The organism is Shewanella japonica, from assembly GCF_002075795.1.
Classification (GTDB): domain Bacteria; phylum Pseudomonadota; class Gammaproteobacteria; order Enterobacterales; family Shewanellaceae; genus Shewanella; species Shewanella japonica.
In genome coordinates this window covers 1102610-1129093 of the sequence record NZ_CP020472.1, presented here as the reverse complement: position 1 = coordinate 1129093, position 26484 = coordinate 1102610, and the positions used below count along the sequence as shown (strand labels likewise).

Genomic DNA, 26484 nt, shown 5'->3' with positions numbered 1-26484 from the left:
AATAAAAATTTCAGGCTTTATCATTTTCGATGAAATTAACAACCCGTAACAGTTAAATCATAAAACGCTGGCTCTGCAACGTTCGCTGTCACGCTATAGCGTAAGTTACAATTGCTGCTGATATCGTATCCTTGTGGGAAAATGTACACACCAGAGTTGGGTACATCATAGATCCCCCAATCTTGAGTAAATGCTTCCGCTGGACTGGCTAACTCAGCAAAGTCCCCTTCTACAGCTTTAGGAATATTCACTTTAGATGCAGTAATGTAGCCAACTGTCGTTGCGATTTTTATGCCGTTAACCTCAACTTCACCTGACTCCAGACTTGTTTGCGAGTCGATAGCCGCTTTTGAATAAACCAGTGAATTCGCCGATTGTAAACTCGCTTGTAAGCTTTGTAAGTTGGCAGTCACTGCGTCTGTTTTCAGATTTAAAAACTTAGGTGCAGCCACAACGGCTAACACACCTAAAATAATAATGACGACCACAAGTTCTATTAACGTAAAGCCACGTTGTGAATAACTGCTTCTCATAATACTTCTCAAATAACATGATATTTCAATAGGTTTAAAACAAGCCAAACCCTATCAAAATCAATAAGATTAATAATAGCCGCAGCATATATGAAGTCCTTACACTCAGCCACTACATACGTAACAAAAAGGTTTTAAATTGTTGGTAAAATTACACTTTTGTTACGCAAGTCGTACTTTTAAGCCATCAAACATCCAGCGTATTACAGTAGCTCTTGTTTAATTAACTTCAGCAAAAAGGTTTCACGCTCAATGGATAAGCCTTTCTTGTCACTATTGGCCATCGTATCAAGGTTATGTTGAATGGCTTGATCAATGTCCATCCAGACAGGCTTCATGCCATTATTAATTTCATGCTGCTCAAATTGGGTATCACCTAACTCTTGATCTATTTCGCAGGTATAACAATAAGACAGCATATGCATGAGGTTTGCCCCATTCCTAGCCCATGGTCGGTACTCTTCATATAAACCAAACTCGTTAATATTTCGAATATCACGCGCGCCCGTTTCCTCACTCAACTCACGGACTAAGCCTTGCTCAATATCTTCGTGATCATCAACACCACCGCCTGGCAATGAGTAATCATGATATCGGGCGGTATACAACATCAGTATTTTCTGACCTTGTAGCACAATCGCTCTAGCCGCTCGTCGAGTTAGCATGACGTTATTTGTATCGTTCACAAATTCAATGGGGGTATCTGGATGATGAGTGGTTTTTAAATGGCGCATAAGCAAGTAACGAGAATCACAATAGTTGAAAAGGCGCATCATACGCCAATTTTGTGATCCACTGATAGTTTTTGCAGCTCTTTCAACCTATGCGGACTTTTGTCCTCACAGCTTAAGTTCTCGCTACTTATTATCGAGTAAATTAAAAAAAGGGGAAATATGATGACTGCACACATCAATGGCAAACTGGGTAATTTTGCCTAAACCTTCTTAGACAATGCAGTCGAAGTCACCCACATTCGCAACATTCGCAAGCGGTTTTAATTGCATATCAACGTCTATATAAGCTCATTTTGTCTCGATTATAACGGCTAATTGACTTACGTAATCTCACAGCCATTCAAGCCCAATAAATAGCTTAAATGCGCTAAGAAACGAAACCACACAATTCAAGCCTCACCACTTCACTCTTTACGCCGCTCACACTTTTATATAAATTAAATGAAACATAAAACATTGATAAATAACAACAATTGATACAATTACACACGAGTGTTACCAAATAGTAATAGTCAATCTTGTTATTTAAATCAGTAAACAAACAAGGATGTAAGATATGAAACGATGTCACTCTCAGCCACTCAAACTGACCGCAGCGATTGCTATTAGCTTTGTGGCTTTTTCTGCTCAAGCTAATGATACGCTAGCATCAGCTAACAACAGTTTTCATCACGATACTAGTGCTTCATATATCACTGATACAGACAACAGCGACAACGCTTATCTATTTGCCAGTTATCGTTATTATTTTGATGCCGTGAGCACTGATTTAGGTCCTTGGGCCCTAAATACCTTTTTGGCTCAATCTTCAAACTTCGGCGTAAACTACCTTAAATCAGATCTAGCCGAGACCAGCAGTTATCAAGTCGATGGCACTTATGTTTTTGAATCAAACTGGTTCATAGGCGCAAATTATCAGCAAATCAATGATGACGATGACTCCTTTGCTTGGCCATATAATTACGACGAGTCACTTTATGGTCTTAAGCTAGGTTATTACTTTAACGAAAGCTCGCAAATCTCCCTTTTTTACCAAAACCAAAGTGGATCAGATAGTTATCAACACACAAGTGGCAGTGGTCAGAATTTCCAAATCGGCTTATTAGCAGCTAATTTTGATAACCAATCCGATACCTTCGGTATAGAGACTCAAAGTTATATCCCAATGGAATCAATTAATGGGGTGAATTTGTTTGCACGCTGGCAGTACACCGATGCGAGTCAATATTACTATTATCGACTCGCGCAAGATGGTTTTTTGCCAGAACGCTACTTCACCACTGACATTGATAATACCTTCAACCACATTTTTCTAGCCGCTGATTTTTACATCAATAAGTCGTGGTCAATAGGCGCGCAATACGATTGGCAAGATATTGATATCAAGCAATTTAATAGCAGCAGCTTCACCCCTGAGGGGGATACAACTGAAGTCTCTGACAGTGTCAATAATTACGGTCTTAACACGGCTTACTGGTGGCAGATATCCCCCCATTTTTCTGCCAAATTCAGTGCAAGTAAGCTATTTAATGACAATGACGATAACCAAGACTCCTTGCTATTTGGCCTAGATTTAAATGCAAGATTTTAAACCCAGTAAGTTAATGCTCTTCGGCCAATGAGTTGCTTAGTGTCATCGCCATGACTTTGATGGCGATGACCACTTAACAACAAAAAACTAACATTTATCCACTTTCTCCTTCGTTTCTACACATTTGCTGCACATTTCATCGCTACGATAGACCTTACTACATGAGCAAACGCTAACTTACCCTTTGCATTACATAGGAAATCGTTGCGATGAAACTGACAGTTAATTCAAATAATATAAATGCCAACCTAATACTGCACTGGCTATCTTTATTACTTATCTGCACATTAACTGCTTGTGGCGGTAGTGACAGTAATAGTGATGCAGAAATTGCAGATGAAACCCAAGAAACGGTCACAACCCCCAATGACAATTCAGGTGATGATAACACTGGTGGTGACTCTGGTGATGACTCTGACGACTCAGGTGCTGATGATGAAGGTGCAGGTTCAACTGATGGGGTGCTTTGCGACTATGTAAATAGCACCTATAACGAATCTGAATCAGTTTATAACACCAGTAACGCCGAATGGTCATGCGAGGGAGGTGAACGCTTATTAGAAGCAAACGGGATCCCTGACCATGATGTCGGCACTTTCCCCAATGCCAACAACCCAAATATGATTTTCGAGCAAGATATCTCAGCTAATTTCAGCTTAACACCTGTCGAAACTAACACTGCCACCGTTCTAGGCGGCCCAAGAGGCACCCTAGGTTATGTACTCAATGGAGTAAAAATTGATGCCAGTACAGCGGGGACTTGTGATGATTCTGGAAATAACTGCAGCTTAGTAGGCAACGAGGGTAATTGGAATATTGAGGCATTAGGCCAAAGCAACTTTAACTTTGGTACCGATGATAATAACGCCCACGTTCAACCCGGAGGCGAATACCATTATCACGGAATGCCAGAAGGCTTTATCGAACTTCAGCAAGGCGGTAATGACAAAATGACTCTCATAGGCTGGGCTGCTGATGGGTTTCCTATATATGCTCGATATGGTTACAGCGATGCCAATGACGCCAGTTCAGAGCTCAAAGCCATACAAGGGAGTTATCAGCTAGTCACCACGGTGAGTGAAAGCAGGCCTTCGACCGAGATTTATCCACTCGGGACCTTTGCTCAAGATTGGGAATATATAGCAGGTTTCGGTGACTTAGATGAATGCAATGGACGAGTTGGAGTCACACCTGAATTCCCTAATGGCATTTACCACTATTACGCCACCGACAGTTACCCGTACTTTCAGCGTTGTGTCAAAGGCGAGGTTTAGTCTCTATTTATCTGGTTGAAGCCAATAACACGATTACACTTACATCAATTAAGAGTATACCCAAGATGATGTTATTAAAAATTATCACGATATTAATAATCTGTATTCTAATGTGTGCCAACGCACTCGCACATATGATGGTTGCGCAGCACGGCACCATCAATATTGTTGATAAAGGCGCCTTTATGGTGCTGTCCTTACCCGTATCTGCCTTTGAAGGTTTAGATATGGACAATGATAGCAAAGCATCCTCTGCCGAACTTACGCGATACAAAAACCAAGCAACTGAATTAATACATGAAAATGTGCAGCTTAGTGACTCAAAAGCCAAGCTACCATTGCAAGGGTTAATCATTTCATTAGCATCTCATGGCAATCCCAAAAAGCCGTCATCACACTTAATTGTAATGGGTAAATATCCCCTAGATAACACCAATAGCGAATTAACGTTTACCAATCGCTTATTTGGTCGTCACTTGTCTGAGAAACAAATGGATATGACGATTACCCGCCAACATGATAAGCAAAAACAGACCTTTACTATCGATAAAGATCAGTCGTCTAAAACCTTACTTAATGCCTCTGCAGACTAATTTTTCAAAACAAAAAGGCGAACCATCACTAGGATGATTCGCCTCTTATTTTCTTAATGAATAACCTCGTTAATAATCTTAGTTATTAAACTCGGTTAACCTGTATTAGTCAGCTAAACGAACAACATCGACATCTAAAGACGTAGTAGTCCACTCACTATCCACTTCACCTTGTAAAGTCAGCTTGGTTTCTGGAGTCGCAAGAATACCACTCCATTTATCATCATCAATTTCGACAATAATTTCGCCACTGTCATCTTTAAACCGATACTCTTCATCACCTAAAGACTCGACGATAAACCCTGTTAGTATGGCTGGAGCATCGTCTTTTGCCTCTAATGCAGAAGCAACCGTATGAGCAGAGCCAGCAACTGGTCCACTGAATCCACCAGCTTGCTTTAACGCTGGTGTCGTTACGGCAGCATTATCAGAATAACCTTCAGACTGATTTGCCATTGCTGCTGATGACATAAATAACACACTGCATACTAATAATTTTTTCATTTCTATCCTCATTAACATCATTGGCTAATAGATTAAGGTTTGCGACAAACACGCTCTTTTTGCACAAGCTGAAACATTGGTTAACACCTTTTGTTGTTGGCGGAATAATACGCGATTACTAAGTGTTAAAGTCTAAGATGACCGATTGTTAATGTGAAACATTGTTCATCATTGGTTTATTAAGGTGTATTAGCGCCTCAACCATTAAAGTTATGCTTGATGTGGCTATGATATGAAGAATTATTGATACCTAGTTACCACTTTACGCCACTGTGGTCTCATATGATGCCAGCAGTCAGCAAGGTAAATAGAAAATATATCAACAAAAAAGAGAAGCAATGATATGGGTTAGTCATTTAACATCGACTCACATTCGAAGCCTTGTCTCATAGAATCGAATCGACAGTATAAACCACACTGCCATGGTGCATTGTTATATTCTGCAGATACTGTCTGTGCATGAGCTTTACAAGAAGGGTAATCTACAAAATCTGTATCCATTTCATAAGCGGCAGAATCATAACCATTTTTATACACAAATGAGCTCCAAACTTCAGGGCCTTTATGTTGATTAGACTGATTGATCATCACAACTGATGTGATAACAGCAATTAGCAAGCCGATGATAACGACGACAGATACAAGGTTAGCGTTTTTAGCTGTAGGCATAATAATTTAGCGAAAAATAGACATGGCATTAGCATAAGCGGTTAATAGTGAAAAGCAATCGCTACTAAGCTAAATCAGTTCGAAAAAACATAGGATTTAGCTAAAACTAAAAGCAACCTCAACACATGAGACTGCTTTATATTTCAATCTATAAATCTTAGCCTCCTTAACACTTGTTTGGATCAGTTTCTATTATGTACTCTGGTAATTCTGTTGTACTTTTTGCCTCCTTATAGATTAACTTACATTCTGCAGGCGCACCGACTTGCCAAATAGTCGCTTGCCCATTGCCTTCATACATTGTCCATTCAGCACCTCTATCAACAGCCATGGTTGGATCGGTCTCAGAAACGGCTGAGTTAAAGTCATTTTGTAGCAAATTATCTAAATCTAGTTCAGAAGCAACCACATAACCGTAGGCTGTGAACAAATCATTACCTGTACCGATATCTAAATCCGTCACATCTGCTTCTTTCTCCACTCCAGCAAGACTGGCTTTTGAATACACCAATGTATTAGCACTTTGAATCGCCGCTTTCATTCCAGCAAGCGAACTCACGCGAGCATCGCCCTGCAAATTAATGAACTTGGGCGCGGCCACGACAGCTAAAATGCCAAGAATAATGATGACAACCACTAATTCGACTAAAGTGAAGCCGCCTTGCGCTTTAGTTGTCGACATTGAAAAATTCGGTTTTGTAACCATTGATAATTTCATAGTGATACCTCGCTATAGAGACATTTTCGTCTCTCTGATGAAGGCTTAAGTCATCTTAAACCTCGAATGCCATCCTAGCGTTGGAGTTAATCCACCTTATAACCATCACTCTATTTTATCTTAATTGAAACGACTTAATTGAAACGAGAAACGTGTCAACCACAAAACCAATAGAGCAAAGACTCTAAATTGAACTTGGACTCAATTTTGTGATTGTGCAAATAAAATAAAGTTAATTTTTAACCAATCTATTGCTGCTATTTACAGTGCTCTATTATCAAGCGAATCTATAAAGTGATTCTGCATTTAGTGCCATTATCAAACACTCAATAAGTGCTAATATTAATTAATCAAAACAGTGGACAGCGCCCCAGCGGCGATTAATATCATTAGGAATACACCATGCAAAAAATCATTCTTGTTACTGGTTCAACAGATGGAATTGGATTAGAAACTGCAAAAATGTTACTCGCTGAAGGCCATAAAGTATTACTTCATGGACGTAACCCTAACAAACTTGCCGATGTGGAAACGCTGCTTATTAACAGCTCCTCTGCTGCACAAATCGAAACGTATGTTGCCGATTTATCTAGCATGAGTGATGTCAAAAAGTTAGCAGCAAACATTAAAGAAAAACACAGTAAGCTGGATGTATTAATTAACAATGCTGGGGTTTATAACCCTACGACGTTAATCACCTCAGACGGCTTAGATTCACGCTATGCAGTAAACACTTTTGCGCCTTATTTGCTTAGTAAGTTGTTAATGCCGATCATGGATAATAGCGGCCGCATTGTGAATTTATCTTCAGCTGCACAAGCCGCTTTTTTAGCAAGCGACATGGCACAGCCAAGTCAGTTATCTGATAGTACTGTCTATGCCCAAAGTAAACTGGCTCTGACCATGTGGTCACGAGATCTCGCCTTATCAGTTCAAGGTCATGGACCTATGATTGTCTCGGTCAATCCTGCTTCGATGTTAGGCAGTAAAATGGTTAAACAAGCATACGGTGTGGCTGGCGGAGATTTATCAATTGGTGCGGACATTCTAACCAGAGCGGCATTATCAGAAGAATTTGCTCAAGCAACTGGGCAATATTTTGATAATGACAGAGGCCAATTTGCATCACCTCACCCTGATGCACTTGATGTAGCTAAAACCGCAAAAGTGGTTGCAGTGCTTGAGCGAGTTCTTACAGAGCTAAGCTAATAATTAAGCTCAGCTTCAATTACAAAAACCTTAATATTAAAAAGCTAATGGCCCGTGCCTTTAGCTTTTTTATCGCCCTGCGATGACTCATTCTTTTGATAAAACCTGTCATCTTCAGCATAAGCACAACGCCTTTTCATCACGGCAAAACCCTGAGTTGCATAACAGTCCTGTGACTTAGCAACAAAGCGATTATCAACAAAATCGATAAACTGATTCAATATAGTGCTTAATTATCAAGCTAAAAATCTACTGCTAAGATCGCCCTCATTGTATTGCTAGGTGTCTTTTCATCTAGCATTGACCTAGAGTGTCTCCACTTCTAGGTGATGTATTCTCAATAAGACGACAGTCTTAAGGAAACGTTATGCGTTATGAAGGCAAAGTTTATCGTCCATGGCCCGAGGCTGACAGCATCCTCATTCAGACCACATTAGGTTGCAGTAACAACCAATGTACTTTCTGCAATATGTTCAGCGATAAACGATTTAAAATTCGTGAACTAGAAGATATTTTTAGTGATATTGAACAGGCCAGAAAAATCCACGCTCACGTTGAATCTATCTTTTTGATTGATGGCAATGTCATGGCTGTAAGAACCGAATTTTTATTGGCAATTCTCAATAAAATTACTGAGACTTTCCCTGAAATTCAAAATATTGCTTTATATGCAGGCTTTAATGATTTTCGCCGTAAAACAGTGGCAGAACTTAAACAAATGCGGGCAGCGGGTTTGACAATGGCATACGCAGGTTTAGAGTCAGGCGATCCTATTGTCCTCGATAACATCAAAAAGGCGATGAAACCTGAACATGCCATTGAAGGCATGGCGATGGCAAAAGAGGCAGGGATTAAAGTGCTGGCTTCATTTATATTTGGACTAGGTGGCCGTCATCGCTCAAAAGAGCACATTAAAGCGACTACAGATATTTTAAACATTATGCAGCCGGAAGAAATTGCGCCAATGGCCATTGCAATTCAGCCAGGGACTGAACTCGAACAGCAAGTAGTGCGTGGTGAATTTGTTATGCCAAGTCCATTACAAGTGCTGGAAGAAGAGAAGTACTTACTGGAAAATTTAGCGGATTTTGATTGCTATTACTGGGGCGATCACGGTAATAATATCTCGCCAATGCGTGGCATGTTACCTCAAGCTAGAGTGCCATTTAAAGATAGAATTGAGCATGAAATAGCAACCAATCCAGTGACAAAACAAGACATCATTCAAACGTTTTCTTGGTAGGCTAACATGCTAATTTAACAACTATTACCTTGCAAAGTGTTGGGATTCACCCTCAACACTTTGCCATTATTTAAGCCACTGTTTTTACTTTACTGAATGTCTTATCAACCACGCATTAGTTCACGGTATACCGTAGCAATACCTCATTATCTAACACCACATTAGTAGACCAAATAAAGCTGGCTCCCGCCCCACTGAATTTTTCGATAAAATTCATGTAGGCTTTTTTATTATTCACTCCTATTTCATCATCTGAGTATAAGCTTGCTTGCGGCCAAGTACTTGAATCAAAATCTTCATTCATCCAATTATCAGCCATCGTCCAATGTACTGCATACGCTTGTTGTCCATTTTTCTCATCCGTAACACCACAATCAGTAGATAATCTCGCGCCGTCTTTTTCAGATAAGCAGCTTAAATCTAAAATTGGAGAGGTATAAAAAGTTTGCGCTTGCCAATCACGATTTGTCACAGTGCCATCACTAAAGCTGGCAATAAAGCCCCCATCACCAGCATGGTATGCATTACCTCTATTATTCTCAGAACCTAAACCTAGGTTTTCTTCCCAATCAATGACTTTAACGGCAATGGTATAAGGTTTACTGACCTTGAATTTTACAATACTTGAATTAAATGGCGTAAATGGCACGCTATCAACAGCGATTAATTTGCCATTGATATAAAGTTCAAAGTAATTATCTGCAAAAATATACCCAGTAATCACCTCACCTTGCGGGTCAACTGTCACCACAGGCACATCATCTTGATTAACTTCGGCTAAATTTCTAGGGGTAATACCAGCGCATTGTTCATATAAATCCATTGCTTTGGGTGCACTGCTAAATTGATTGCTGCCTGGTACAGTCCATACTGTGCCCTGCGCATCAGTAATCTCACCTATACCAGCAACGCGACTGCGACCATTTTGACACGTAAACAAATTACTGACGACGGTAGTCGCAGCGCCTTGGGTAATACTCCCTGAGCCGAGATAGTCATCATGGTGCATTTGAATATCATCAGAAGCACAGCTCATCGCTGTACTTCCTATCATGACAATACCGCCAATTGAAAATAGGATGTTTTTAAACAATTCGTTTTTCATAGGCCCTTCAGTCAATCAAATAAGTGTGTTGGTTAATAATAGGCTATTCATAAAAATATTGAATAAGGTTATTTAACCCTAGCAAGGCACTAATCACTAGCAGCTTTACAGTCTTTTAAGCTTTGACATAAGTGGCACACAATGAGAATTACTGCGTATTGAGCTTAAAAAACGCAGATGATGAATGATGAAGTGACTCACTTGACCCTTTGCCACCTCTGTTAGTTATGCGTGCCTTAATGACCTTAATCTTGTATTGAATAAATGAATATAGTGACTAGGGCCTGTTGATCTTTGCTGGTTATGTTTTGTTTAGAACAAAAATAACCTTGAAAGAGCAACATACCCTAGATAGTTAGCAAAATAATTCGCCTATCCCCTTAAAATATGACGAATATCTCCTTTTGAAACTTTAAAATAAAATTGTTATCCGGATCGCATTTTTATTTTGAAACTCCTGATAAATTCCAGCTTAAGCATACACTAATGTAGTGTTTATTTTTACCAATACTAAATGCTTGTAGTTTGGTCTCTATGTTTGATATCGACAGGTTTTCTTGAATACCATCAGCGCCATTTGGCCCATGAAACACCAAGAAAATTCGACTCGATAATGAGGATATTTTATGGCTGAAATTATTGAATTTGTTCCAAGTAACACAGAAATAGATGGGTTTGAAAAACCATCTAATCCAAAAGCAAAAGAAGATATACAACACAGACGTGAAGTAAAAAGACGTCTTGAAGACTACCTCGAAGCACAACAACTCAAACGTGCAATGGGTGAGGATGATTTTTTTGCGTAATCCCTAGCATTCTTAACTAACGATTTCATTTTCCAATACAGGCGTTCATCTCCCACCACGCTTTGTTATTCATTAAGCTCATTGGTTTCTGAGCTTAATGAATTATCCAATAATCCCCACTTAGTTTCATTAATCATTGCGCAATCGTTGCATCACGTTTATCCAATAAAAAAACCACTGTAAACTCATGCCTACATTGGTCAGGAGTAAAAAGGGGAAAGCTCCTTAGTGAGGTTTTATCGTCAATCTGAGTCTATATTGACTCCTTGCTATTAGTCGTTGCATTGCTAATAGTCGTTGCGATGAGTCACTCGATACACCTCAAAACTTAAACCTGCGAGTGAGACCTTAATATCATGCTCATTAACCCTGACTTGACTCGTTGATATAGCAGTCTTTGATGATGTTGCCGCTTCTTTTAAAGCCTGCGTATTAAGGAGTGAATCCACTTCAGTAACCAGCATAGGAATCGTTGCCGAAGCCAAGCTGGTACCAGTATTAAATACCATCAATAACTCCTCACCAGTGCTGTTATCTATTCTTGAAAAAGCAAACATAGCGGCATGACTTGCGTTCTCTTTATCAGCATAAAATCGAGCTTGATACTCGCCACGGCGTAAAAGCCGCTCAGTCTTGCGTAACTCACTCAGTGCGGCAATTGCCCTATACAAAGGATGCGCTTTATCGAAGTTGTCATCAGCCGTTGTTGCTAAAGTGCCCAATAACGAATTGTCGTTATAGCTTGCGACACGTGAGGCAAACATGTCTTCTCGGGCATCAATATCATTACCATCGCCAGTAAACCCTTGCTCATCACCGTAATACACCACCGGAATCCCTCGAGATAAAAACATAAAGGCATGGGATAAAATACTGCGCTGTAATTTTTCTGCTTCTGTGCTGGCAATGCCAGATTCATTGATAAAGTAACCTGCTCGTCCCATGTCGTGATTACTTAAAAAAGTCATCAGTAAATCTGCTTGGCTATCTTCATCTTTATACAAATCATCTTGCTCAAATAATTGCTTAGCAAGCAGCGGACTTTGCCCTTGATAAAAGATTTTTGCAGCCACATCTTGAAAAGCAAAATCCAATACCGACGGCAGTTTTCCATCTGTGGTGTATAAGCTCAAATTAACAGGGTTGGTATCATAGACTTCACCGAATACATGAAACTGAGGGATCCCCTGCTGCTTGGCAAACTCAACAATAGCAGGGCTGAAGGTTTGCCAAAATGATAAATCAACATGACGCACGGTATCGATTCTGAATCCATCAGGTTTAAATTCAGCAATGAGGTTTTGGTATATCTCAACCATCCCAGACAGCACTTTAGGATGCAAAGTATTCAGATCGTCTAGACCATTAAAATCACCGTTTAATGAACTTTCTCCCTCAAAATTACTGTCGCCTTGATTATGATAATACTGTGGGTCATTTAGCCAAGATGGTGTTTTGATATTGGCTTCATCATCCAATAGAAATGGCGAATACTGCTCACTCATTGCTGTGTTTACTGGCTTATATTCACAACGCGTTAGCCCTTCAATAAATCGACCATCAAGTTGATGGCACTCTTTATAACGAATGATATCTGCAGTGTGATTAGTGATAATGTCAAAAAATACTTTCATGCCACGTCGGTGCGCCGCATCAATCAATTGTTTCAGGTCATCGTTTGTACCAAAGTGCGGATCGATTTCAGTAAAATCGACAATCCAGTATCCATGGTGAGCAATGCCGTCTTTTTGAATCGCATTATTTCTTAGCAGTGGTGTCATCCATATTGCTGTAATACCAAGCGATTCAAGATACGCAAGTTTCTGTTCAATACCGTTAATATCACCGCCATGAAAACCGCGCTCAGTAAGGGGAGCAAACCCGCCATGAGATACACCAGATACGGCTCCATTGTCATTGGCTTGATTACCATTGTTAAAACGATCTGGTAAAACAAAATAAAAAATGTCATCTCGAATATCACGATGAAGATAATCCTGATATATCACTTTGTCGTCCGTTGCTTTCGCATCGTTTACCTTAGGCGCAGCGTGTATGTGGAAGGCCAATAACAGTAAAGCCAAACTCGTGTAAAATATTTGTTTCATAACACCTTCTTAATCCATTAATGAATAATCCAAATCAGCCCAATAACGTGCTGAAATTAAGGCAGTTCATGCCCCTTTGCACTGACATATAAGGCATACCAATGCTCACGAGTTAGCTGTAACCCCACTGCTTGCTGACATGCTGCAATACGTTGTAAGTCGGTTGTTCCAACCACTGGCTGAACTCGAGCCGGATGCTGCATTAACCAAGCAAGAATGATGGCCTCTTTACTGACACTGTATTCAGCGGCAAGCTGACAAACTAATGCGTAGGTTTGTTTAACCCGCATTGGCTCATCACTGAGATCTGCGCCGCTGTATCGTCCTTGGCATAAGCTTCCCCACGACTGCACTTGAATGTGTTGCTGTTGGCAATATTCCAATGTGCCAGGGGTAAAATTAATATCAGCCCCAAGCTGATTTCCGGCATAAACGGTTTCATCTATCCAATGCTGTTTGTGTAAACTCAGCTCTAACTGATTCACGACCAAAGGCGTATCTAAATGCTGTTGCAGCATACGCATTTGATGGTGTTGCATATTCGAGACACCTAGAAATCTCACTTTGCCTTCGTCACGAAGTCGATGATAGGTTTTGGCAACATCTTCTGCATCCATTAGCGGATCGGGTCGGTGTAATACCAGTACATCTAGGTAGTCAGTTTGCAGGTGTTTTAGACTTTGATTCACACTGTGGCCTATCCATTGTGCTGATAAATCATAGCGTTTAGGCCCCTTATCATCAGCAAATCGAATACCGCATTTAGTTTGAATCAACATATGCTCTCTTAGCTCAGGTCGAGACGATAAAACTTGACCAAATACTTGTTCCGCTTTACCAAAAGTATAAATATCCGCATGGTCAAAATAGTTTATCCCTTGGTCTAAAGCGGTATTCACCACATCATGTGCCTGCGCTAAGTCTTTTGCATTTATGCCATTATTATTCCAGCCCCCTCCCAACCCCATACAGCCATACACTAAAGGGCTTGCGTGAGGTAAGTGCTGATTAAGAGGTAAAGGACTAGGGCTAACATTTGCCAAAGGTTTAACGACAGACTTCATGGTTTAATCACTGATGTTAAGTATTAAGATGATGCATATTCTCAACATTAAGCCCATCAGTGGAACCGTATTCTCCAAAATCATTATTTGATATAACTACCAATAACAAAATACAATTCACTTTAAAGAACAAAAACTATCATCCGTATTTTATGAAGGACTAAGCTAATGAGCCGAGAGCACAAGAAATTTGAGCGACTATTTCTATTTAATGAAGTCGCAAAACAGCTCAGCTTTACCGAAGCAGCGGCGACTTTAGGCATTTCCAGAGGCTATCTTTCGGAACAGATCCGCCAATTAGAAAAGGAGTTTGGCAGACCTTTGCTGATCCGCAGTACGCGCAGTGTAAAACTCACACCTCAAGGTGAATTAATATTGGCGAAGATGGGACAGGTAAAACAATCGTTATTGGAGTTAGATAGGCAGATACGCCATGACAATGACAGTATTGCGGGTCGAATTCGTATTACAGCACCCAGCCAGTTTACCCAACGTTACCTATTGACTATTTGCCGTGATTTTCAAAAGCAAAATCCACTCATTGAGTTTACGCTCGACAGTAGTTACACCACCTACGATTTAACCCAAAATGACTTTGATTTAGCCATTAGAGCAACCAAAACACCACCTCAAAATATGGTGGCTAAAAAGTTATTTTCTTACCAGTATGTATGCTGCGCGGCACCCGCTTATATTGAACAACACGGTGCTCCAAGTACAATTGAAGAGCTGACACAACATCATTGCTTAACCGCTGAAGAACAAAGCCTGTGGCATATAGGGCAAGAACCGATGATGGTGAAAAGTCATTTAAGCATTAATGATAATCACATGCTAAAAGCGTTAGCACTTGATGCCCAAGGGATCATTTTTGTGCCTGAGTATTTGGTTGATAGAGAACTTGAAGTTGGCAACTTAATGCCTTTACTCGTCAATGAGCCCACACAGGCCTCTTCTACTTACCTTGTTCATCCACAACTGATACATCAATCAGCAAGATTAGCGAGTTTTATTACCTTTACGTCAGACTGGATAAGTCGTCACCTGCCGCCATCACAGCGACAATAGTGGTTTAGCAGATTAACCTAACTCTGCAGCTTAATGAGCTAGGTTAACCCGAATAAAACCGCCAATACGGCTACGTGCGATTACTGAGTGCAATAACTGAGCGCTATTACTGAGCGCTATTACTGAGTATTATTACTGAGAATGATCGAGCGTAAAGTCTAATCTTACTTGCTGATTATGTTGGATCACGCCCTGACCTTTGACCGTTTTTGGTTTGTACTTCCAATTATTAATCGCCTGCAAAGCTGCATGGTTAAAGGTTCTTTTAGGTTCAGCCTCCAGCACTTGTGCATTGATAACCGCCCCACTGCTACTGATATCAAACATCACTATCACATAACCTTCTTTCCCGTCACGAGCAGCATCCATAGGATACTGAGGTGAGACTTGTACTACAGGCATTGCGTCCCCTTCATTAAATCCCGGAGTAAACGTTTCTTGAATCGGCGTCGTCATTTCTGGCGAGATGTCATCAAAAGTATTATTCGTATCCGAGCTGGTTGTCGCAACCGTATCGCGTTTAACTAAGGGCGGTATTGATTTCTTTTCCAATCTAATTTTTTTTATCGGCTTTGACGGCTCTGCTGGCCTCTCAAAATAATCAATGATTGGGCTCGGTTGCACTTCTTCGACATAAACATCATCGCTTTTTATCAACTGGGCCATGAATACAAACAAGGCAAGCGTGATAGCCCCACCAACGAGTAAAATACTCACATGGCTCACTATGCGAGATGAGGTAATATAATGGAAAAAATTCACAGAGTTTGAGTAAAAATCTGAACTATTTTGAAAAGCAGTTTGATCTGAGGTCATAGACATTCCTTGTGTAATGTAGAATTAATACAAACAATTAAGCTGCCTTTTAACCTGTAGTCGTCAATTAACGCACTTACCAAATATTTTGTTACATTTAGCCAAAACAACCAGAACCACACATAAAGCAAAACAATTAATTAACAAAAAATAAACACAGAAAGCGCTTTCAAAATAACATTATTGTTTCGCATTAATATTTAACACTTATCTCCCAAATGCTCACCTCATTGTTTCAGTTTAGATTCATACCTAAGTATTAAGCTCAAGCTGGCTATATACGTAACAAGATTTGCTAACAATTATAAGATTGACTTTTTGGCTCAGTCTTAGAATATGGTGGCGATTATTAGATATGGATCCTATAGATAATTGCAGTAAAAAATTGTCGTTGTAAAAAGATCGCCCGAATAAAAATCAAAATAAAACCAATAAAAAACAAAAATGAACCCCATTTTTTGTAAGGAAGCAGACCACAATGAAAAAAACGCTAATTGCAATTGCACTAGCCTCAACCTTTTTGAGTGCTTGCGGCAGTTCAGATGTCAAAGTCAATGACACGAATAAGGCAGAAGCTACAGTAACAAAAGCCACCAACACCCACGCTGAGTTAGGCGATTTCGGGATTGATTTAACCGCCCGAAATGAAGCGGTAAAACCGGGTAACGACTTCTTTATGTATGCCAGTGGCACTTGGTATGACAACTTTGAAATGCCTGCGGATAAAACTCGTTATGGCGCTTTCACTGCATTAGGTGAGCGCAGCGAGAAACAAGTTAAAGAAATCATTGATGATATCGCTAGTCGTAGTGATTTAAATGCTGAAGAGCAGTTAATTGCAGATTTTTATCAGTCTTACATGGACACTGATACCATCAATAAATTGGGTATCACCCCTATTCAAGGCACATTAGATACTATTACCGCAGTTAAAAACACTGATGACTTAACCAAGGTATTTGGTAACGCGTGGCTCACCGATGCTGAATCGCCAATTTATGGCGGCATGTGGTTCAACCGTTTAGATCCAAACCAATATGAACTGTCTATTGGCGCTGGCGGTTTAGGCTTACCTGATCGCTCTTACTACCTAGAAGACAGCGAGCGTTTTGTAAAAATTCGCACCGCTTATGTGAGCCACATTGCTGAAATGCTAGCTTTTGCTGGCATTAAAGATGGCCAAGCTCGCGCAGAAGCTATTCTTGCATTAGAAACTAAAATTGCTGAAGGTCAATGGCCACGAGAGAAACGCCGTAACCGTGACTTAACCTTAAATCAGGTTAAACGTGCAGACTTAAATAATGAGTACCCTAACTTCAACTGGGACTTATTCTTTGAGCAATCAGGTTACCAAATCCCACAACTTAACGTGTCTCAGCCTGAGCCGATCAAAGCGATGATTGAGCTAATCAATAACGAGCCGTTAAATGTATGGCAAGACTACCTGACCTTCCACACTGTCAGTAACAATGCAGGCTTACTATCTGAAGATATCTACAACGCAAGCTTTGCTTTTTATGGCAAAGAACTGAGCGGACAAGAAGAGCCTAAACCGCGCTGGAAACGTGCCGTAGCCGAAATGTCTGGCACCCAATCGTTAGGTTTTGCTATTGGTAAAGTGTATGTGGCGCGTTACTTCCCTGAGTCATCAAAACAGCAAATGGCTGAATTGGTTGAAAACCTTCGCACTGCGTTAGGTCAACGTATTGATGGTCTTGATTGGATGGGTGATGAAACTAAGGTAAACGCCCACGCTAAACTTGCAGCATTCAAACCTAAGATTGGTTACCCAGATGTATGGCAAGAATTCGATGGCCTAACATTAACCAACAAAGACTTAATCACTAATATCCAAAACTTACGCCAATACTTCCATGCCGATAGCGTTGCTAAAGAATTGAAAAAGACTGACCGTAACCGTTGGGGCATGACGCCTCAATTTGTTAATGCCTACTACAACAGCTCATTTAACGAGATTGTGTTCCCAGCTGCGATTTTACAGCCTCCGTTTTTCGATCCAAATGCCGACCCAGCTGTGAACTATGGCGGCATTGGCGCTGTGATTGGTCATGAAATGGGCCATGGCTTTGATGACCAAGGCTCTAAATCTGATGCTAACGGTATTCAACGTAACTGGTGGACTGACAGTGACCGAGCCGCATTTGAGGCGAAAGCCGATATGCTTGCAGATCAATACAGTCAATACGAGCCACTACCGGACAACTTCGTAAATGGCCGTAACAGCTTAGGCGAAAATATTGGTGATGTAGGTGGTTTAGCCATGGCCTATCATGCATATCAACTGAGCTTAAATGGTAAAGAAGCACCGATTATTGATGGCCTGACGGGCGATCAACGTTTCTTCTTAGCATGGGCACAAGTGTGGAAAGAAAAACGCACCGAGCAAAGCATGTTAAGTCAGCTGCGTGCAGGTACTCACGCACCAGGCCGTTACCGCGCACTTGCGCCACGTAACCATGATGCATGGTACAAAGCGTTTGACGTGAAACCAGGTGACAAGCTTTACTTACCAGAAGACCAACGCGTTCGTATTTGGTAATCGGTCAATCACCCGATAAATAAAAAGCCAGTCAATTGACTGGCTTTTTTATGAGTCGATGAAAGTGTACTTTTGCTACTTAGTTAAATCGACCACAACGCGACCACGAACTTGACCTGCCATTAACGCTTCTGCCGTGCTTATCACTTCATCTAAGCCAATATCTGCTGAAATATCATCAAACATTTGTGGTTCAATAATCTCAGTTAAGCGTTGCCATGCCTCAAGTCTGTCTTCAAGAGGACGCATAACACTGTCGATACCCGCTAGCGTCACACCACGTAAAATAAATGGCATGACAGAAGAAGGAAAGTCCATCCCTTGGGCCAAGCCACAAGCCGCTACTGTGCCGCCATATTTTGTACTGGCGCAGATATTGGCTAAGGTGTGACTACCAACAGAATCAATCGCCCCAGCCCAGCGCTCTCTGGCTAATGGTCTACCTGGCTCCGATAGGGTGTTACGGTCAACCACTTCTGCAGCGCCAAGCTTTTCAAGATAAGCGGCTTGATCTGCTCGCCCTGTTGATGCCACAACCTGATAGCCAAGTTTGGCTAAAATGGCGATAGCAAAGCTGCCGACACCGCCATTAGCGCCTGTCACCAGAATTTCACCTTTTTCAGGAGTGACGCCATTTTTCTCCAGCGCAATCACACTCAACATTGCGGTATAACCTGCTGTGCCAATCGCCATAGCTTGCTTTGGTGTAAAGGCATTAGGCAATGGGATCAACCATTCACTTTTTAAACGCGCCCGCTCAGCAAGACCACCGCAATGTACTTCACCAACACCAAAGCCATTGAGTAACACGTAATCGCCAACTTTGAATTTATCAGTGTCGGACGCTTCAACAAGCCCCACTAAATCAATACCAGGCACCATAGGAAACTGCCTGACCACAGGACCTTTACCGGTAATTGCCAATGCATCTTTATAGTTTATCGTGCTATAAATCACTTTTACGCTTACATCGCCATCGGGTAAAACACTCTCATCAATTTCCTTAACTGCCGCGCGATATCCTTGGTCATCTTTTTCAATTAATAAGCCGTTAAACATGGTCACTCCTCAATATAGACCGCTCGTCTATAAATAGTTAAAAAATTTTATCGCGGTAATCCTGCGATAAAACATTCAAGGTAATTTTGCAGTGGCTGAGTGCTTTTAACTAACTTTGCGCGGCTTACCGCCCCTTCCCAGCCAACCCAAAAATGCTCAGCTAATAATGCACAATTAGCCGTTGGGGATAATTCGCCCTCAACTTTGGCAGCCTCTAGACAAGCCGTTAATCTTTGCTGCCAATCTAAAAATATATCAATCAATTGCTGTCTGTAGCTTTCAGGCAATAAATCCACTTCTTGGCCTAAATTACCAACCAAACAACCACGCTTAAATTGATAGCGCTCCATACCATCCATCGCACTTTCAACAAAAAGGCCAATACGTTCAAGCGCTGAGTAAGCTTCGTTTAGCAAGCACTTATCAAGTTTGTAAGCAAAATACGTGGCGTAGTTTTCAATCACAGCCTGACCAAATGCTTCCTTACTCGCAAAGTAATAGTAAAACGAACCTTTGGGCACACCGACCTTTTTAAGAATTTGATCGATTCCAGAAGAGGCAAAGCCATTCTCAGTCAGTTGCTCAAGACCACTGCGAATTAGTTCCGCCCGAGTATCTTGACTGTCTCTCGCCTGCTTGGGCGGCCTACCTCGTCGTGGTTTAGTGATGTTTTCTACAATTGATTCTGTCATAAAATGATATTAGACCGATCGTCTATTAAAATGCAATGTTATTTCAGATCCTTTGCCTTTTTTGTTTAGTTGCTCTCACTATGATTCCTTGCGTTATGCCATAAATCTTCTATCTGGCACCAAGTGGTAACTTTTTAAGTTTTCATTGAGGAATAATAGCCACAAATTCACTATTTGAGGTTTTATAATGCAGCGCAGTAATGGTTTTACGCTAATTGAATTAGTGGTCGTGATTATTATTTTGGGTATTTTATCTGTGGTCGCAGCGCCAAAATTTATCGATCTTAAAGGCGATGCCCATACTGCTACCGTTGAAGCGATGGCAGGAGCCATTGATAGCGCAAACAGCTTGGTTTACTCGAAGTCTGCGATTAATGGTGTTGAAAAAGAAGCGTCGATAGATGCTGCTGCAATTGGCGATGAATATGCAGGTGCAACGCTCATATATGGCAGCATGCAGTCTGATGAAACAAGCTTAGTGATGTTTGTCGAAGGTATTGATGACCCAAGTGCATGGGAAATGGAAAAAACCAATGAAGTAAACATGAGAATTCATCCTGCTGACCACCCTACCATTGGTGATGGGGCTGGCAACTGCTTCGTACAATACAGCCACCAGTGGACTGATGCTCGTGGAGCAACTTATCCCGCTAAAACCACTTTATATACTGACGATTGTTAGACCTCGATGAAAAAACGGCTAAAAGCCATTTGTAAATGTTATTAATACTGCTGTAAAACAAAGCAATAAACGATTTATCATCAAGCTAACTTGGCACTCTTAGTAAAGTGCCATTAGCGATGAACCTTCAGCGATGAGCCTTCAGCCATGAGTGGCATACCTAAGCCGATGAAATACCGTTAACAATGTCATTTAGCTCTAGCCGTAAACGTGCATTAGATACAAGCCGCCCTATTGCTTATCGAGCATCGAGTGCACGCTCTTGTGCCGTTTGCGTATCTGAAAAATATCGAGTTAAGCGATCTGTAATCCTAGAACAAGTCCGCCAACAAACCCATGTTGATCTCAACGCTGTTGATAATTCAGATGGCATCTTAAAAGCGATTAGCGCATTAGAACACATCAAATTAAATGGCCTTAATAAACCGCTCCACACTATTTGATAACGCTGCACTGTTTGATAACGCGCTGCACTGTGGTGACTCAGCCATCGCACCATTATGAAACAAAATGCACGCATTTACTGAACAGAACTTAATCACTCAACCTAAAGCTGCAGAAAAATCGCACCGATATCGATCATAGAACTTATTGTTATGATGGAATTTTTATCTAGTCGCACCATTTTAGCCCCTCCTGAATTTAACATTATCCCAACATAGGAATAATTCTTGCTTCACTAAGTGACTGAATTATAAATAAGAGAATAGCTTTGGGGAGCATAAATGGACAATATCAGTGACGCGATCGGGGTAATTGCACAAAGTGCGGATACCGTTTTTATCCTTCTTGGTGCAATTATGGTGCTAGCGATGCACGCAGGCTTTGCATTTTTAGAAGTGGGGACTGTCAGACATAAAAACCAAGTAAATGCATTAGTTAAGATTTTAACCGACTTTGCTTTTTCAGCTGTAGCCTATTTTGTCATTGGCTATCAAATCGCTTACGGCAGCCACTTTTTTGTCAGTGCAGAGACATTAGCTGCTAATAATGGCTATGACTTAGTGAAGTTCTTTTTCTTACTCACCTTTGCCGCCGCTATTCCCGCCATTGTTTCTGGCGGTATTGCTGAGCGTGGTAGCTTTCGCCCCTTCTTGTTTGCCTCTGCATTGATTGTGGCGTTTGTATACCCACTGTTTGAAGGCATGATTTGGAATGGTAACTATGGATTTCAAGCATGGTTAGGCAACACCTTTGGCGCAGAGTTTCATGACTTTGCAGGCTCTGTTGTCGTACATGGTATGGGCGGTTGGTTAGCATTAGTTGCTGTGTACTTTTTAGGTGTTCGTGGTGGCCGTAAGCCGGGAGTTGCCTTTGCTCCATCTAACATTCCCTTTCTGGCATTAGGGTCGTGGATATTAATTGTCGGCTGGTTTGGTTTTAATGTCATGTCAGCACAAACCTTAGATGGCATAAGTGGCCTTGTGGCCCTAAACAGTTTAATGGCCATGGTGGGCGGCACGATTATCGCGTTAGTTGTTGGTAAAAATGATCCAGGGTTTATCCATAATGGTCCACTAGCTGGGTTAGTTGCTGTTTGTGCGGGTTCTGATTTAATGCATCCAGTTGGCGCTTTTGTCGTCGGCGGTGTTGCCGGTGGCTTATTTGTTTTTGTATTCACAAAACTTCAACGCAGCACCATAATTGATGATGTACTAGGTGTTTGGCCTTTGCATGGATTATGCGGTGTTTGGGGCGGTGTTGCTGCTGGTATTTTTGGACAACAGAGCTTAGGCGGTCTTGGTGGTGTAAGCATTATGTCGCAACTGGTTGGCACACTTGTTGGTGTTGCTTTTGCCATCGTAGGCGGCGTGATTGTTTACGGTATTGTTCATAAAATAGCTAGCTTACGCTTAAGCCAAGAAGATGAATATATAGGCGCTGATTTAGCCATTCACAAAATTGGCTCAACCAATGCTGACAAGTAACTCTGTCAGTTTTTATGACTGTTTTTATGACTTTTTTTATGAAAAGGTTCTGCCCTGTTTTCAGCCCGATAAGTGACAGCATAAAATAGTGACGAAAACAAAAAAGCTCAAGCAATTGCTTGAGCTTTTTTAGTAAACCAATGCGATTATAAAACAGTAATCACATCAGCTTCAGGTAAACGAGCTTTAGGTTTACCGTGGTTATAATCTTCACCACCTTTATGGTAACCAATCGCTAATGCAAATTGACACACATAACCTGCTAGCTCTTCTTTGAAAATCTCGCCAATTAAGTCAGGATCGACCCCTTCCATTGGCGTTGAGTCAATACCTAAACGCGCTAGAACGTGCAGCGTATTACCAATCGCAATGTATGTTTGCGCTTTAGTCCAGTTGCCGTTAAACCCATTTTCATCAGTATTTAAATCAGCAAAGGCATAAGCACCATTTAACATGTTGTCGTACATTTCTGCCGGTAAATGGCCTGATGCCACTTCTGCGTCAACCACTTTACGGTAGTCATCTTTGGTGTAATAAGGGTTGTGAGCAAATAAAATAATGTGTGATGCTTCAGTCGCATGAGGCTGATTAAACTGATGCATGTTTGCAAAAGTATCGTGGAAACGTTGTTTGGCAGCATCCGTTTCAAGCACAATAAATTTCCAAGGCTGCGAATTAATCGAAGAAGCAGATAAACGCATCGCCTCTTTAAGTACTGACATATTTTCTGCAGAAATCCGTTTAGAAGCATCATATTTTTTAGCTGTATAGCGGCTGTTAAGATCTGTAATAATTTGATGAGACATAAAGTATTTCCTCAATAAGCAATGTCAAAAAATGAATCAAGAGACAAAAATGAATCAAGAGAATGTTATTACCATTCCCATGAATAAAGTCGCTTAAAATCTTGTTGCAGTAATACTAGTTAAAAATGGCTAATTTCGACATAGCCACCAGCACCAAACATTATGGACTTATTAATCCATAATAATTGACGATATCATTGGCGGATCCCATGACAAATATTGAGTCTTTACTCTATCAACATTAAGATAATGACAACACTCGAATCAGATAATCGCATTGAGCGATAAAGAAACCGCAATGGATGCATATACCACAACGAAAAATCAACACGCCCTTGTAGTAGAAGGCGGCGCAATGAGAGGGATCTTTGCCTCTGGCGTGTTAGACAGATTTATTGAACAACAATATCGTCCTTTCGACTTTTGTATCGGCGTGTCAGCCGGTTCAACAAATTTAGCCTCTTGGTTATCTCATCAAAAGCAGCGCAATTACCGTATCATTACCCATTATTCATGCCTGCCTGAATTTATTGATTTTGGCCGTTTTATTCGTGGCGGTCATTGGCTTGAGCTTGACTGGTTATGGGATATTTTGGCAAAAGAATGCTATTACGATATGGCAGCGTTTGTGCAACAGCCGATCCCTTTGTTTGTGGTCACAACCAACATCAATACAGGTGAAGCGGTTTATATAAAAAGCACTGAAGACAATCTCGAACAGATTTTAAAAGCATCCTGTTCAGTGCCTATCGCTTATCGAGACTTTCCTACTTATCAAGGTGCTCCTATGACAGATGGCGGCATTGCCGATTCAATACCTGTTATTAAAGCCTACGAAATGGGCGCCAAAGAGATCACAGTAGTATTATCTAGACCATTAGGTTATCGCAAAAAGGCGCCCAAAATACCTTGGCTAATCACTAAAACTCTCAAACGACACCCTAAACTTGCAGAAGCCATGGTGAACCGTGCAACCAATTATAACCAAGCCATCGACTTTATCATGCAGCCACCAGCAGACTGCAAAATCCATATTATCGCCCCGCCAGATGATTTTAACGTCGGTAGATTAACCACTGATAAAGCGGTTTTAGAGGCAGGATATCAAATGGGAATCACAGCTGCAGATACCTTACTTGCGAAGCCCTGTTTTAGTTAAAAAAAAGCCGGACAAGATGTCCGGCTAACAAGCTGCTTCCGTGCATTGATTACCAAAAGTGCTTTTACGCAAATTTGCTACACCTTGTGCCACAACACATGGACAGGTAAAGCTGTAATCAACGATTAGGGTTGGTAATAAAAGTCGATTTATCTGGTATTTTTATGGTTAAACTGAGTATTGTTAATTGGCTTAAAACCCTTTGCTATTAAGGTAATTGCTTAGACCACACTTGCCCCTTCACTGCTTTGTCATAGCCGTAATTGTAAAGTGCTTGCATGTATTCAAAATCAAACATTGCCTTAGTTTCTACTGGTGCATCAAATTCGTTATCCACATAAGTGAAGCTCAAATCGATTTGTTGTAATTGGCTGTCATAAAGCATTTTGTATAAGTCACCTCTGCTTTGCAGCACTGTTAAACTTTTTAAACTTCGAGTCAGCAATGCCATGCCCTTATCTGGTATCACTTCATAAGGCATAGTTAACATGCCATTACGGATAACATGAATATATGGCTGTTGAGTTAGCCCAAGTGCCTTTGATAGTTTTCCATAATCAGTTGTTACTGGCTCAAAGAACATTTGTGCAGATAAACCACCATCGACGTGCAATTCCTCATACGCTTCACCCTGATAATCGACCTTGATAAACTGCGGAGGGAACACACCAGGGATCGATGCACTCGCCGCTAAAATTTGATGAATAAAGCCAGCTTTATTGTCGATATTACTGTTAGCAATCGCACCAATATTCCATATTGATAAACGGCCAGAATCAAACTGTGTTGTGCCGATAAATAATCGACGCCCTGCATTATGTTGCTTAGCGATATCAGCTATCATTTCTGGGGTGTACACGCTAGCAATGAACTCCAGCATATTGTCACCGTTGGTAAAAGCATCTTTAAAAAGCGTATTTAAAAAGTTACGTTTGCCCATGATTTCTTTGTCATTAATGCCTAGCATCACCTGCTTTAATCTAGGCACTTCATCTCCGCCTAAAAATGCAAATGGTGCGATTAATGCCCCCGCACTAACGCCTGTCACTATTGTGTATTGTTCAAGTTGGTCATGATCGTATAAGCCATTAACGACACCTGCACCAAACGCACCTTTAGCCCCGCCACCTGATAACACTAAAATGTTTAACGCATCGCCCTGAACAGTTAACGGGGTGGATTTTGTTAAATCAGAATATAAAAAAGTGGATGGTTCCCCAGCCCAAAAGCGCAGCGGCTCAGCATTAGGTGATTTTGCTTCACCGCCAACGGTCGCTTGCTCATAACCCTGTTCAGGAACTCGAAGATCCAAAGTATGTGTGGTGCTACAGCCAGCGATAAGCATCAATAATAAAATGGCTGCTATCTGTTTAACGTGATTCATTGCTTCTCTCTATATGTTCTGTTTATTGCAACAAGCCTTCTCTTCTGTTGGTCCGCCGTTTGTGGCTACAACACAGAAAATAACGCTTAATGGGGTAAATCCACTTTGTCACACCTACACACCACTTATTATAAAAAGCTTTTAAATCAGTAACTTTATAGTGAAACACCTAAGGTTAG

Annotated in this window: 26 protein-coding genes; 12 read left to right on the top strand and 14 right to left on the bottom strand. The window is 41.0% G+C overall.

Annotated features, from left to right (window positions below; genetic code table 11):
* Positions 1–35 precede the first annotated feature (35 nt).
* Together SJ2017_RS04760 and SJ2017_RS04755 are read right to left on the bottom strand one after the other, a co-directional pair.
* The gene (locus tag SJ2017_RS04760) at positions 36–533 is read right to left on the bottom strand and encodes a type II secretion system protein (protein ID WP_080915040.1); all 498 of its coding nucleotides are present in this window, start codon (positions 531–533) and stop codon (positions 36–38) included.
* Between the two features lie 203 nt (positions 534–736).
* Positions 737–1267, bottom strand: a complete 531-nt coding sequence (locus SJ2017_RS04755) for an NUDIX hydrolase (protein WP_080917398.1) — start codon at positions 1265–1267, stop codon at positions 737–739.
* 556 nt (positions 1268–1823) lie between these two features.
* Here SJ2017_RS04755 and SJ2017_RS04750 point away from each other — a divergent pair.
* The 3 genes from SJ2017_RS04750 to SJ2017_RS04740 all read left to right on the top strand — a co-directional run bounded on the left by SJ2017_RS04750 (position 1824) and on the right by SJ2017_RS04740 (position 4725).
* Entirely contained in the window at positions 1824–2858 is a 1035-nt protein-coding gene (locus SJ2017_RS04750; protein WP_080915039.1) for a putative porin, read from the top strand.
* A 209-nt stretch (positions 2859–3067) separates the two neighbouring features.
* The gene (locus SJ2017_RS04745; RefSeq protein ID WP_080915038.1) at positions 3068–4132 is read left to right on the top strand and encodes a YHYH protein; all 1065 of its coding nucleotides are present in this window, start codon (positions 3068–3070) and stop codon (positions 4130–4132) included.
* 65 nt (positions 4133–4197) lie between these two features.
* Positions 4198–4725 (top strand): hypothetical protein, encoded by a 528-nt coding sequence (locus tag SJ2017_RS04740; protein WP_080915037.1) that lies wholly within the window; start codon positions 4198–4200, stop codon positions 4723–4725.
* 105 nt (positions 4726–4830) lie between these two features.
* Here the strand turns inward: SJ2017_RS04740 and SJ2017_RS04735 are convergent, their stop codons facing one another.
* The 3 genes from SJ2017_RS04735 to SJ2017_RS04725 all read right to left on the bottom strand — a co-directional run bounded on the left by SJ2017_RS04735 (position 4831) and on the right by SJ2017_RS04725 (position 6616).
* Entirely contained in the window at positions 4831–5229 is a 399-nt protein-coding gene (locus SJ2017_RS04735) for a YgiW/YdeI family stress tolerance OB fold protein (protein WP_080915036.1), read from the bottom strand.
* Between the two features lie 348 nt (positions 5230–5577).
* Positions 5578–5898: a hypothetical protein gene (locus SJ2017_RS04730; RefSeq protein WP_055024791.1), complete on the bottom strand. Its 321-nt coding sequence runs from the start codon at positions 5896–5898 to the stop codon at positions 5578–5580.
* A gap of 166 nt (positions 5899–6064) precedes the next feature.
* Entirely contained in the window at positions 6065–6616 is a 552-nt protein-coding gene (locus tag SJ2017_RS04725; protein ID WP_276328889.1) for a prepilin-type N-terminal cleavage/methylation domain-containing protein, read from the bottom strand.
* A 402-nt stretch (positions 6617–7018) separates the two neighbouring features.
* Between SJ2017_RS04725 and SJ2017_RS04720 the strand changes: the two genes are divergently transcribed.
* Complete coding sequence (locus tag SJ2017_RS04720; RefSeq protein ID WP_055024803.1) at positions 7019–7825, top strand: SDR family NAD(P)-dependent oxidoreductase; 807 nt, start codon at positions 7019–7021, stop codon at positions 7823–7825.
* A gap of 44 nt (positions 7826–7869) precedes the next feature.
* Here the strand turns inward: SJ2017_RS04720 and SJ2017_RS21415 are convergent, their stop codons facing one another.
* The gene (locus SJ2017_RS21415; protein WP_156003155.1) at positions 7870–8046 is read right to left on the bottom strand and encodes a hypothetical protein; all 177 of its coding nucleotides are present in this window, start codon (positions 8044–8046) and stop codon (positions 7870–7872) included.
* A 146-nt stretch (positions 8047–8192) separates the two neighbouring features.
* On the opposite strand from SJ2017_RS21415, the gene SJ2017_RS04715 reads away from it, so the two are divergent.
* Positions 8193–9068: a radical SAM protein gene (locus tag SJ2017_RS04715; RefSeq protein WP_080915035.1), complete on the top strand. Its 876-nt coding sequence runs from the start codon at positions 8193–8195 to the stop codon at positions 9066–9068.
* Positions 9069–9183: 115 nt separating this feature from the next.
* On the opposite strand, the gene SJ2017_RS04710 is transcribed toward SJ2017_RS04715, so the two are convergent.
* Positions 9184–10173: a hypothetical protein gene (locus SJ2017_RS04710; RefSeq protein WP_080915034.1), complete on the bottom strand. Its 990-nt coding sequence runs from the start codon at positions 10171–10173 to the stop codon at positions 9184–9186.
* A 626-nt stretch (positions 10174–10799) separates the two neighbouring features.
* Between SJ2017_RS04710 and SJ2017_RS04705 the strand changes: the two genes are divergently transcribed.
* Positions 10800–10979 carry a PA3496 family putative envelope integrity protein gene (locus SJ2017_RS04705; RefSeq protein WP_055024806.1) on the top strand — a complete coding sequence of 60 codons (180 nt, stop codon included), beginning with the start codon at positions 10800–10802 and terminating at the stop codon, positions 10977–10979.
* 287 nt (positions 10980–11266) lie between these two features.
* On the opposite strand, the gene SJ2017_RS04700 is transcribed toward SJ2017_RS04705, so the two are convergent.
* Positions 11267–13087: an alpha-amylase family glycosyl hydrolase gene (locus tag SJ2017_RS04700; RefSeq protein WP_080915033.1), complete on the bottom strand. Its 1821-nt coding sequence runs from the start codon at positions 13085–13087 to the stop codon at positions 11267–11269.
* A gap of 56 nt (positions 13088–13143) precedes the next feature.
* Positions 13144–14151 carry an aldo/keto reductase gene (locus SJ2017_RS04695; protein ID WP_244899772.1) on the bottom strand — a complete coding sequence of 336 codons (1008 nt, stop codon included), beginning with the start codon at positions 14149–14151 and terminating at the stop codon, positions 13144–13146.
* Between the two features lie 168 nt (positions 14152–14319).
* Here SJ2017_RS04695 and SJ2017_RS04690 point away from each other — a divergent pair, with 168 nt between their 5' ends.
* Positions 14320–15219, top strand: a complete 900-nt coding sequence (locus SJ2017_RS04690) for a LysR family transcriptional regulator (RefSeq protein ID WP_080915032.1) — start codon at positions 14320–14322, stop codon at positions 15217–15219.
* 132 nt (positions 15220–15351) lie between these two features.
* Here SJ2017_RS04690 and SJ2017_RS04685 read toward each other — a convergent pair whose 3' ends face one another.
* Positions 15352–16035: an energy transducer TonB gene (locus tag SJ2017_RS04685; protein ID WP_167692892.1), complete on the bottom strand. Its 684-nt coding sequence runs from the start codon at positions 16033–16035 to the stop codon at positions 15352–15354.
* 478 nt (positions 16036–16513) lie between these two features.
* Here SJ2017_RS04685 and SJ2017_RS04680 point away from each other — a divergent pair, with 478 nt between their 5' ends.
* Entirely contained in the window at positions 16514–18595 is a 2082-nt protein-coding gene (locus SJ2017_RS04680) for a M13 family metallopeptidase (RefSeq protein WP_080915030.1), read from the top strand.
* Positions 18596–18670: 75 nt separating this feature from the next.
* On the opposite strand, the gene acuI is transcribed toward SJ2017_RS04680, so the two are convergent.
* Both acuI and acuR read right to left on the bottom strand, forming a co-directional pair.
* Positions 18671–19654: an acrylyl-CoA reductase (NADPH) gene (acuI, locus tag SJ2017_RS04675; protein ID WP_080915029.1), complete on the bottom strand. Its 984-nt coding sequence runs from the start codon at positions 19652–19654 to the stop codon at positions 18671–18673.
* Positions 19655–19701: 47 nt separating this feature from the next.
* Entirely contained in the window at positions 19702–20346 is a 645-nt protein-coding gene (gene acuR, locus SJ2017_RS04670) for an acrylate utilization transcriptional regulator AcuR (protein ID WP_080915028.1), read from the bottom strand.
* A gap of 187 nt (positions 20347–20533) precedes the next feature.
* Here acuR and SJ2017_RS21840 point away from each other — a divergent pair, with 187 nt between their 5' ends.
* The 3 genes from SJ2017_RS21840 to SJ2017_RS04655 all read left to right on the top strand — a co-directional run bounded on the left by SJ2017_RS21840 (position 20534) and on the right by SJ2017_RS04655 (position 22956).
* On the top strand, positions 20534–21028 hold the full coding sequence (locus tag SJ2017_RS21840; RefSeq protein ID WP_080915027.1) for a type II secretion system protein: 495 nt from the start codon (positions 20534–20536) through the stop codon (positions 21026–21028).
* 185 nt (positions 21029–21213) lie between these two features.
* Positions 21214–21471, top strand: coding sequence for a hypothetical protein (locus tag SJ2017_RS04660; RefSeq protein ID WP_055024814.1), 258 nt, complete (start codon positions 21214–21216; stop codon positions 21469–21471).
* 282 nt (positions 21472–21753) lie between these two features.
* Entirely contained in the window at positions 21754–22956 is a 1203-nt protein-coding gene (locus tag SJ2017_RS04655) for an ammonium transporter (protein ID WP_080915026.1), read from the top strand.
* Positions 22957–23102: 146 nt separating this feature from the next.
* On the opposite strand, the gene SJ2017_RS04650 is transcribed toward SJ2017_RS04655, so the two are convergent.
* Positions 23103–23762: a nitroreductase family protein gene (locus SJ2017_RS04650; protein WP_055024816.1), complete on the bottom strand. Its 660-nt coding sequence runs from the start codon at positions 23760–23762 to the stop codon at positions 23103–23105.
* A 298-nt stretch (positions 23763–24060) separates the two neighbouring features.
* Here SJ2017_RS04650 and SJ2017_RS04645 point away from each other — a divergent pair, with 298 nt between their 5' ends.
* Positions 24061–24921: a patatin-like phospholipase family protein gene (locus SJ2017_RS04645; protein ID WP_065109944.1), complete on the top strand. Its 861-nt coding sequence runs from the start codon at positions 24061–24063 to the stop codon at positions 24919–24921.
* A gap of 208 nt (positions 24922–25129) precedes the next feature.
* On the opposite strand, the gene SJ2017_RS04640 is transcribed toward SJ2017_RS04645, so the two are convergent.
* A complete protein-coding gene (locus tag SJ2017_RS04640; protein ID WP_065109943.1) occupies positions 25130–26305 on the bottom strand; it encodes a patatin-like phospholipase family protein in 1176 nt (391 codons plus the stop codon).
* Between the last annotated feature and the right edge of the window lie 179 nt (positions 26306–26484).

What these genes read in the sequence shown, in the direction of transcription:
- SJ2017_RS04760 (WP_080915040.1), bottom strand. Translation starts at nt 533, where the DNA reads ATGAGAAGCAGTTATTCACAACGTGGCTTTACGTTAATAGAACTTGTG.
- SJ2017_RS04755 (WP_080917398.1), bottom strand. Translation starts at nt 1,267, where the DNA reads ATGCGCCATTTAAAAACCACTCATCATCCAGATACCCCCATTGAATTT.
- SJ2017_RS04750 (WP_080915039.1), top strand. Translation starts at nt 1,824, where the DNA reads ATGAAACGATGTCACTCTCAGCCACTCAAACTGACCGCAGCGATTGCT.
- SJ2017_RS04745 (WP_080915038.1), top strand. Translation starts at nt 3,068, where the DNA reads ATGAAACTGACAGTTAATTCAAATAATATAAATGCCAACCTAATACTG.
- SJ2017_RS04740 (WP_080915037.1), top strand. Translation starts at nt 4,198, where the DNA reads ATGATGTTATTAAAAATTATCACGATATTAATAATCTGTATTCTAATG.
- SJ2017_RS04735 (WP_080915036.1), bottom strand. Translation starts at nt 5,229, where the DNA reads ATGAAAAAATTATTAGTATGCAGTGTGTTATTTATGTCATCAGCAGCA.
- SJ2017_RS04730 (WP_055024791.1), bottom strand. Translation starts at nt 5,898, where the DNA reads ATGCCTACAGCTAAAAACGCTAACCTTGTATCTGTCGTCGTTATCATC.
- SJ2017_RS04725 (WP_276328889.1), bottom strand. Translation starts at nt 6,616, where the DNA reads ATGAAATTATCAATGGTTACAAAACCGAATTTTTCAATGTCGACAACT.
- SJ2017_RS04720 (WP_055024803.1), top strand. Translation starts at nt 7,019, where the DNA reads ATGCAAAAAATCATTCTTGTTACTGGTTCAACAGATGGAATTGGATTA.
- SJ2017_RS04715 (WP_080915035.1), top strand. Translation starts at nt 8,193, where the DNA reads ATGCGTTATGAAGGCAAAGTTTATCGTCCATGGCCCGAGGCTGACAGC.
- SJ2017_RS04710 (WP_080915034.1), bottom strand. Translation starts at nt 10,173, where the DNA reads ATGAAAAACGAATTGTTTAAAAACATCCTATTTTCAATTGGCGGTATT.
- SJ2017_RS04705 (WP_055024806.1), top strand. Translation starts at nt 10,800, where the DNA reads ATGGCTGAAATTATTGAATTTGTTCCAAGTAACACAGAAATAGATGGG.
- SJ2017_RS04700 (WP_080915033.1), bottom strand. Translation starts at nt 13,087, where the DNA reads ATGAAACAAATATTTTACACGAGTTTGGCTTTACTGTTATTGGCCTTC.
- SJ2017_RS04695 (WP_244899772.1), bottom strand. Translation starts at nt 14,151, where the DNA reads ATGAAGTCTGTCGTTAAACCTTTGGCAAATGTTAGCCCTAGTCCTTTA.
- SJ2017_RS04690 (WP_080915032.1), top strand. Translation starts at nt 14,320, where the DNA reads ATGAGCCGAGAGCACAAGAAATTTGAGCGACTATTTCTATTTAATGAA.
- SJ2017_RS04685 (WP_167692892.1), bottom strand. Translation starts at nt 16,035, where the DNA reads ATGACCTCAGATCAAACTGCTTTTCAAAATAGTTCAGATTTTTACTCA.
- SJ2017_RS04680 (WP_080915030.1), top strand. Translation starts at nt 16,514, where the DNA reads ATGAAAAAAACGCTAATTGCAATTGCACTAGCCTCAACCTTTTTGAGT.
- acuI (WP_080915029.1), bottom strand. Translation starts at nt 19,654, where the DNA reads ATGTTTAACGGCTTATTAATTGAAAAAGATGACCAAGGATATCGCGCG.
- acuR (WP_080915028.1), bottom strand. Translation starts at nt 20,346, where the DNA reads ATGACAGAATCAATTGTAGAAAACATCACTAAACCACGACGAGGTAGG.
- SJ2017_RS21840 (WP_080915027.1), top strand. Translation starts at nt 20,534, where the DNA reads ATGCAGCGCAGTAATGGTTTTACGCTAATTGAATTAGTGGTCGTGATT.
- SJ2017_RS04660 (WP_055024814.1), top strand. Translation starts at nt 21,214, where the DNA reads ATGTCATTTAGCTCTAGCCGTAAACGTGCATTAGATACAAGCCGCCCT.
- SJ2017_RS04655 (WP_080915026.1), top strand. Translation starts at nt 21,754, where the DNA reads ATGGACAATATCAGTGACGCGATCGGGGTAATTGCACAAAGTGCGGAT.
- SJ2017_RS04650 (WP_055024816.1), bottom strand. Translation starts at nt 23,762, where the DNA reads ATGTCTCATCAAATTATTACAGATCTTAACAGCCGCTATACAGCTAAA.
- SJ2017_RS04645 (WP_065109944.1), top strand. Translation starts at nt 24,061, where the DNA reads ATGGATGCATATACCACAACGAAAAATCAACACGCCCTTGTAGTAGAA.
- SJ2017_RS04640 (WP_065109943.1), bottom strand. Translation starts at nt 26,305, where the DNA reads ATGAATCACGTTAAACAGATAGCAGCCATTTTATTATTGATGCTTATC.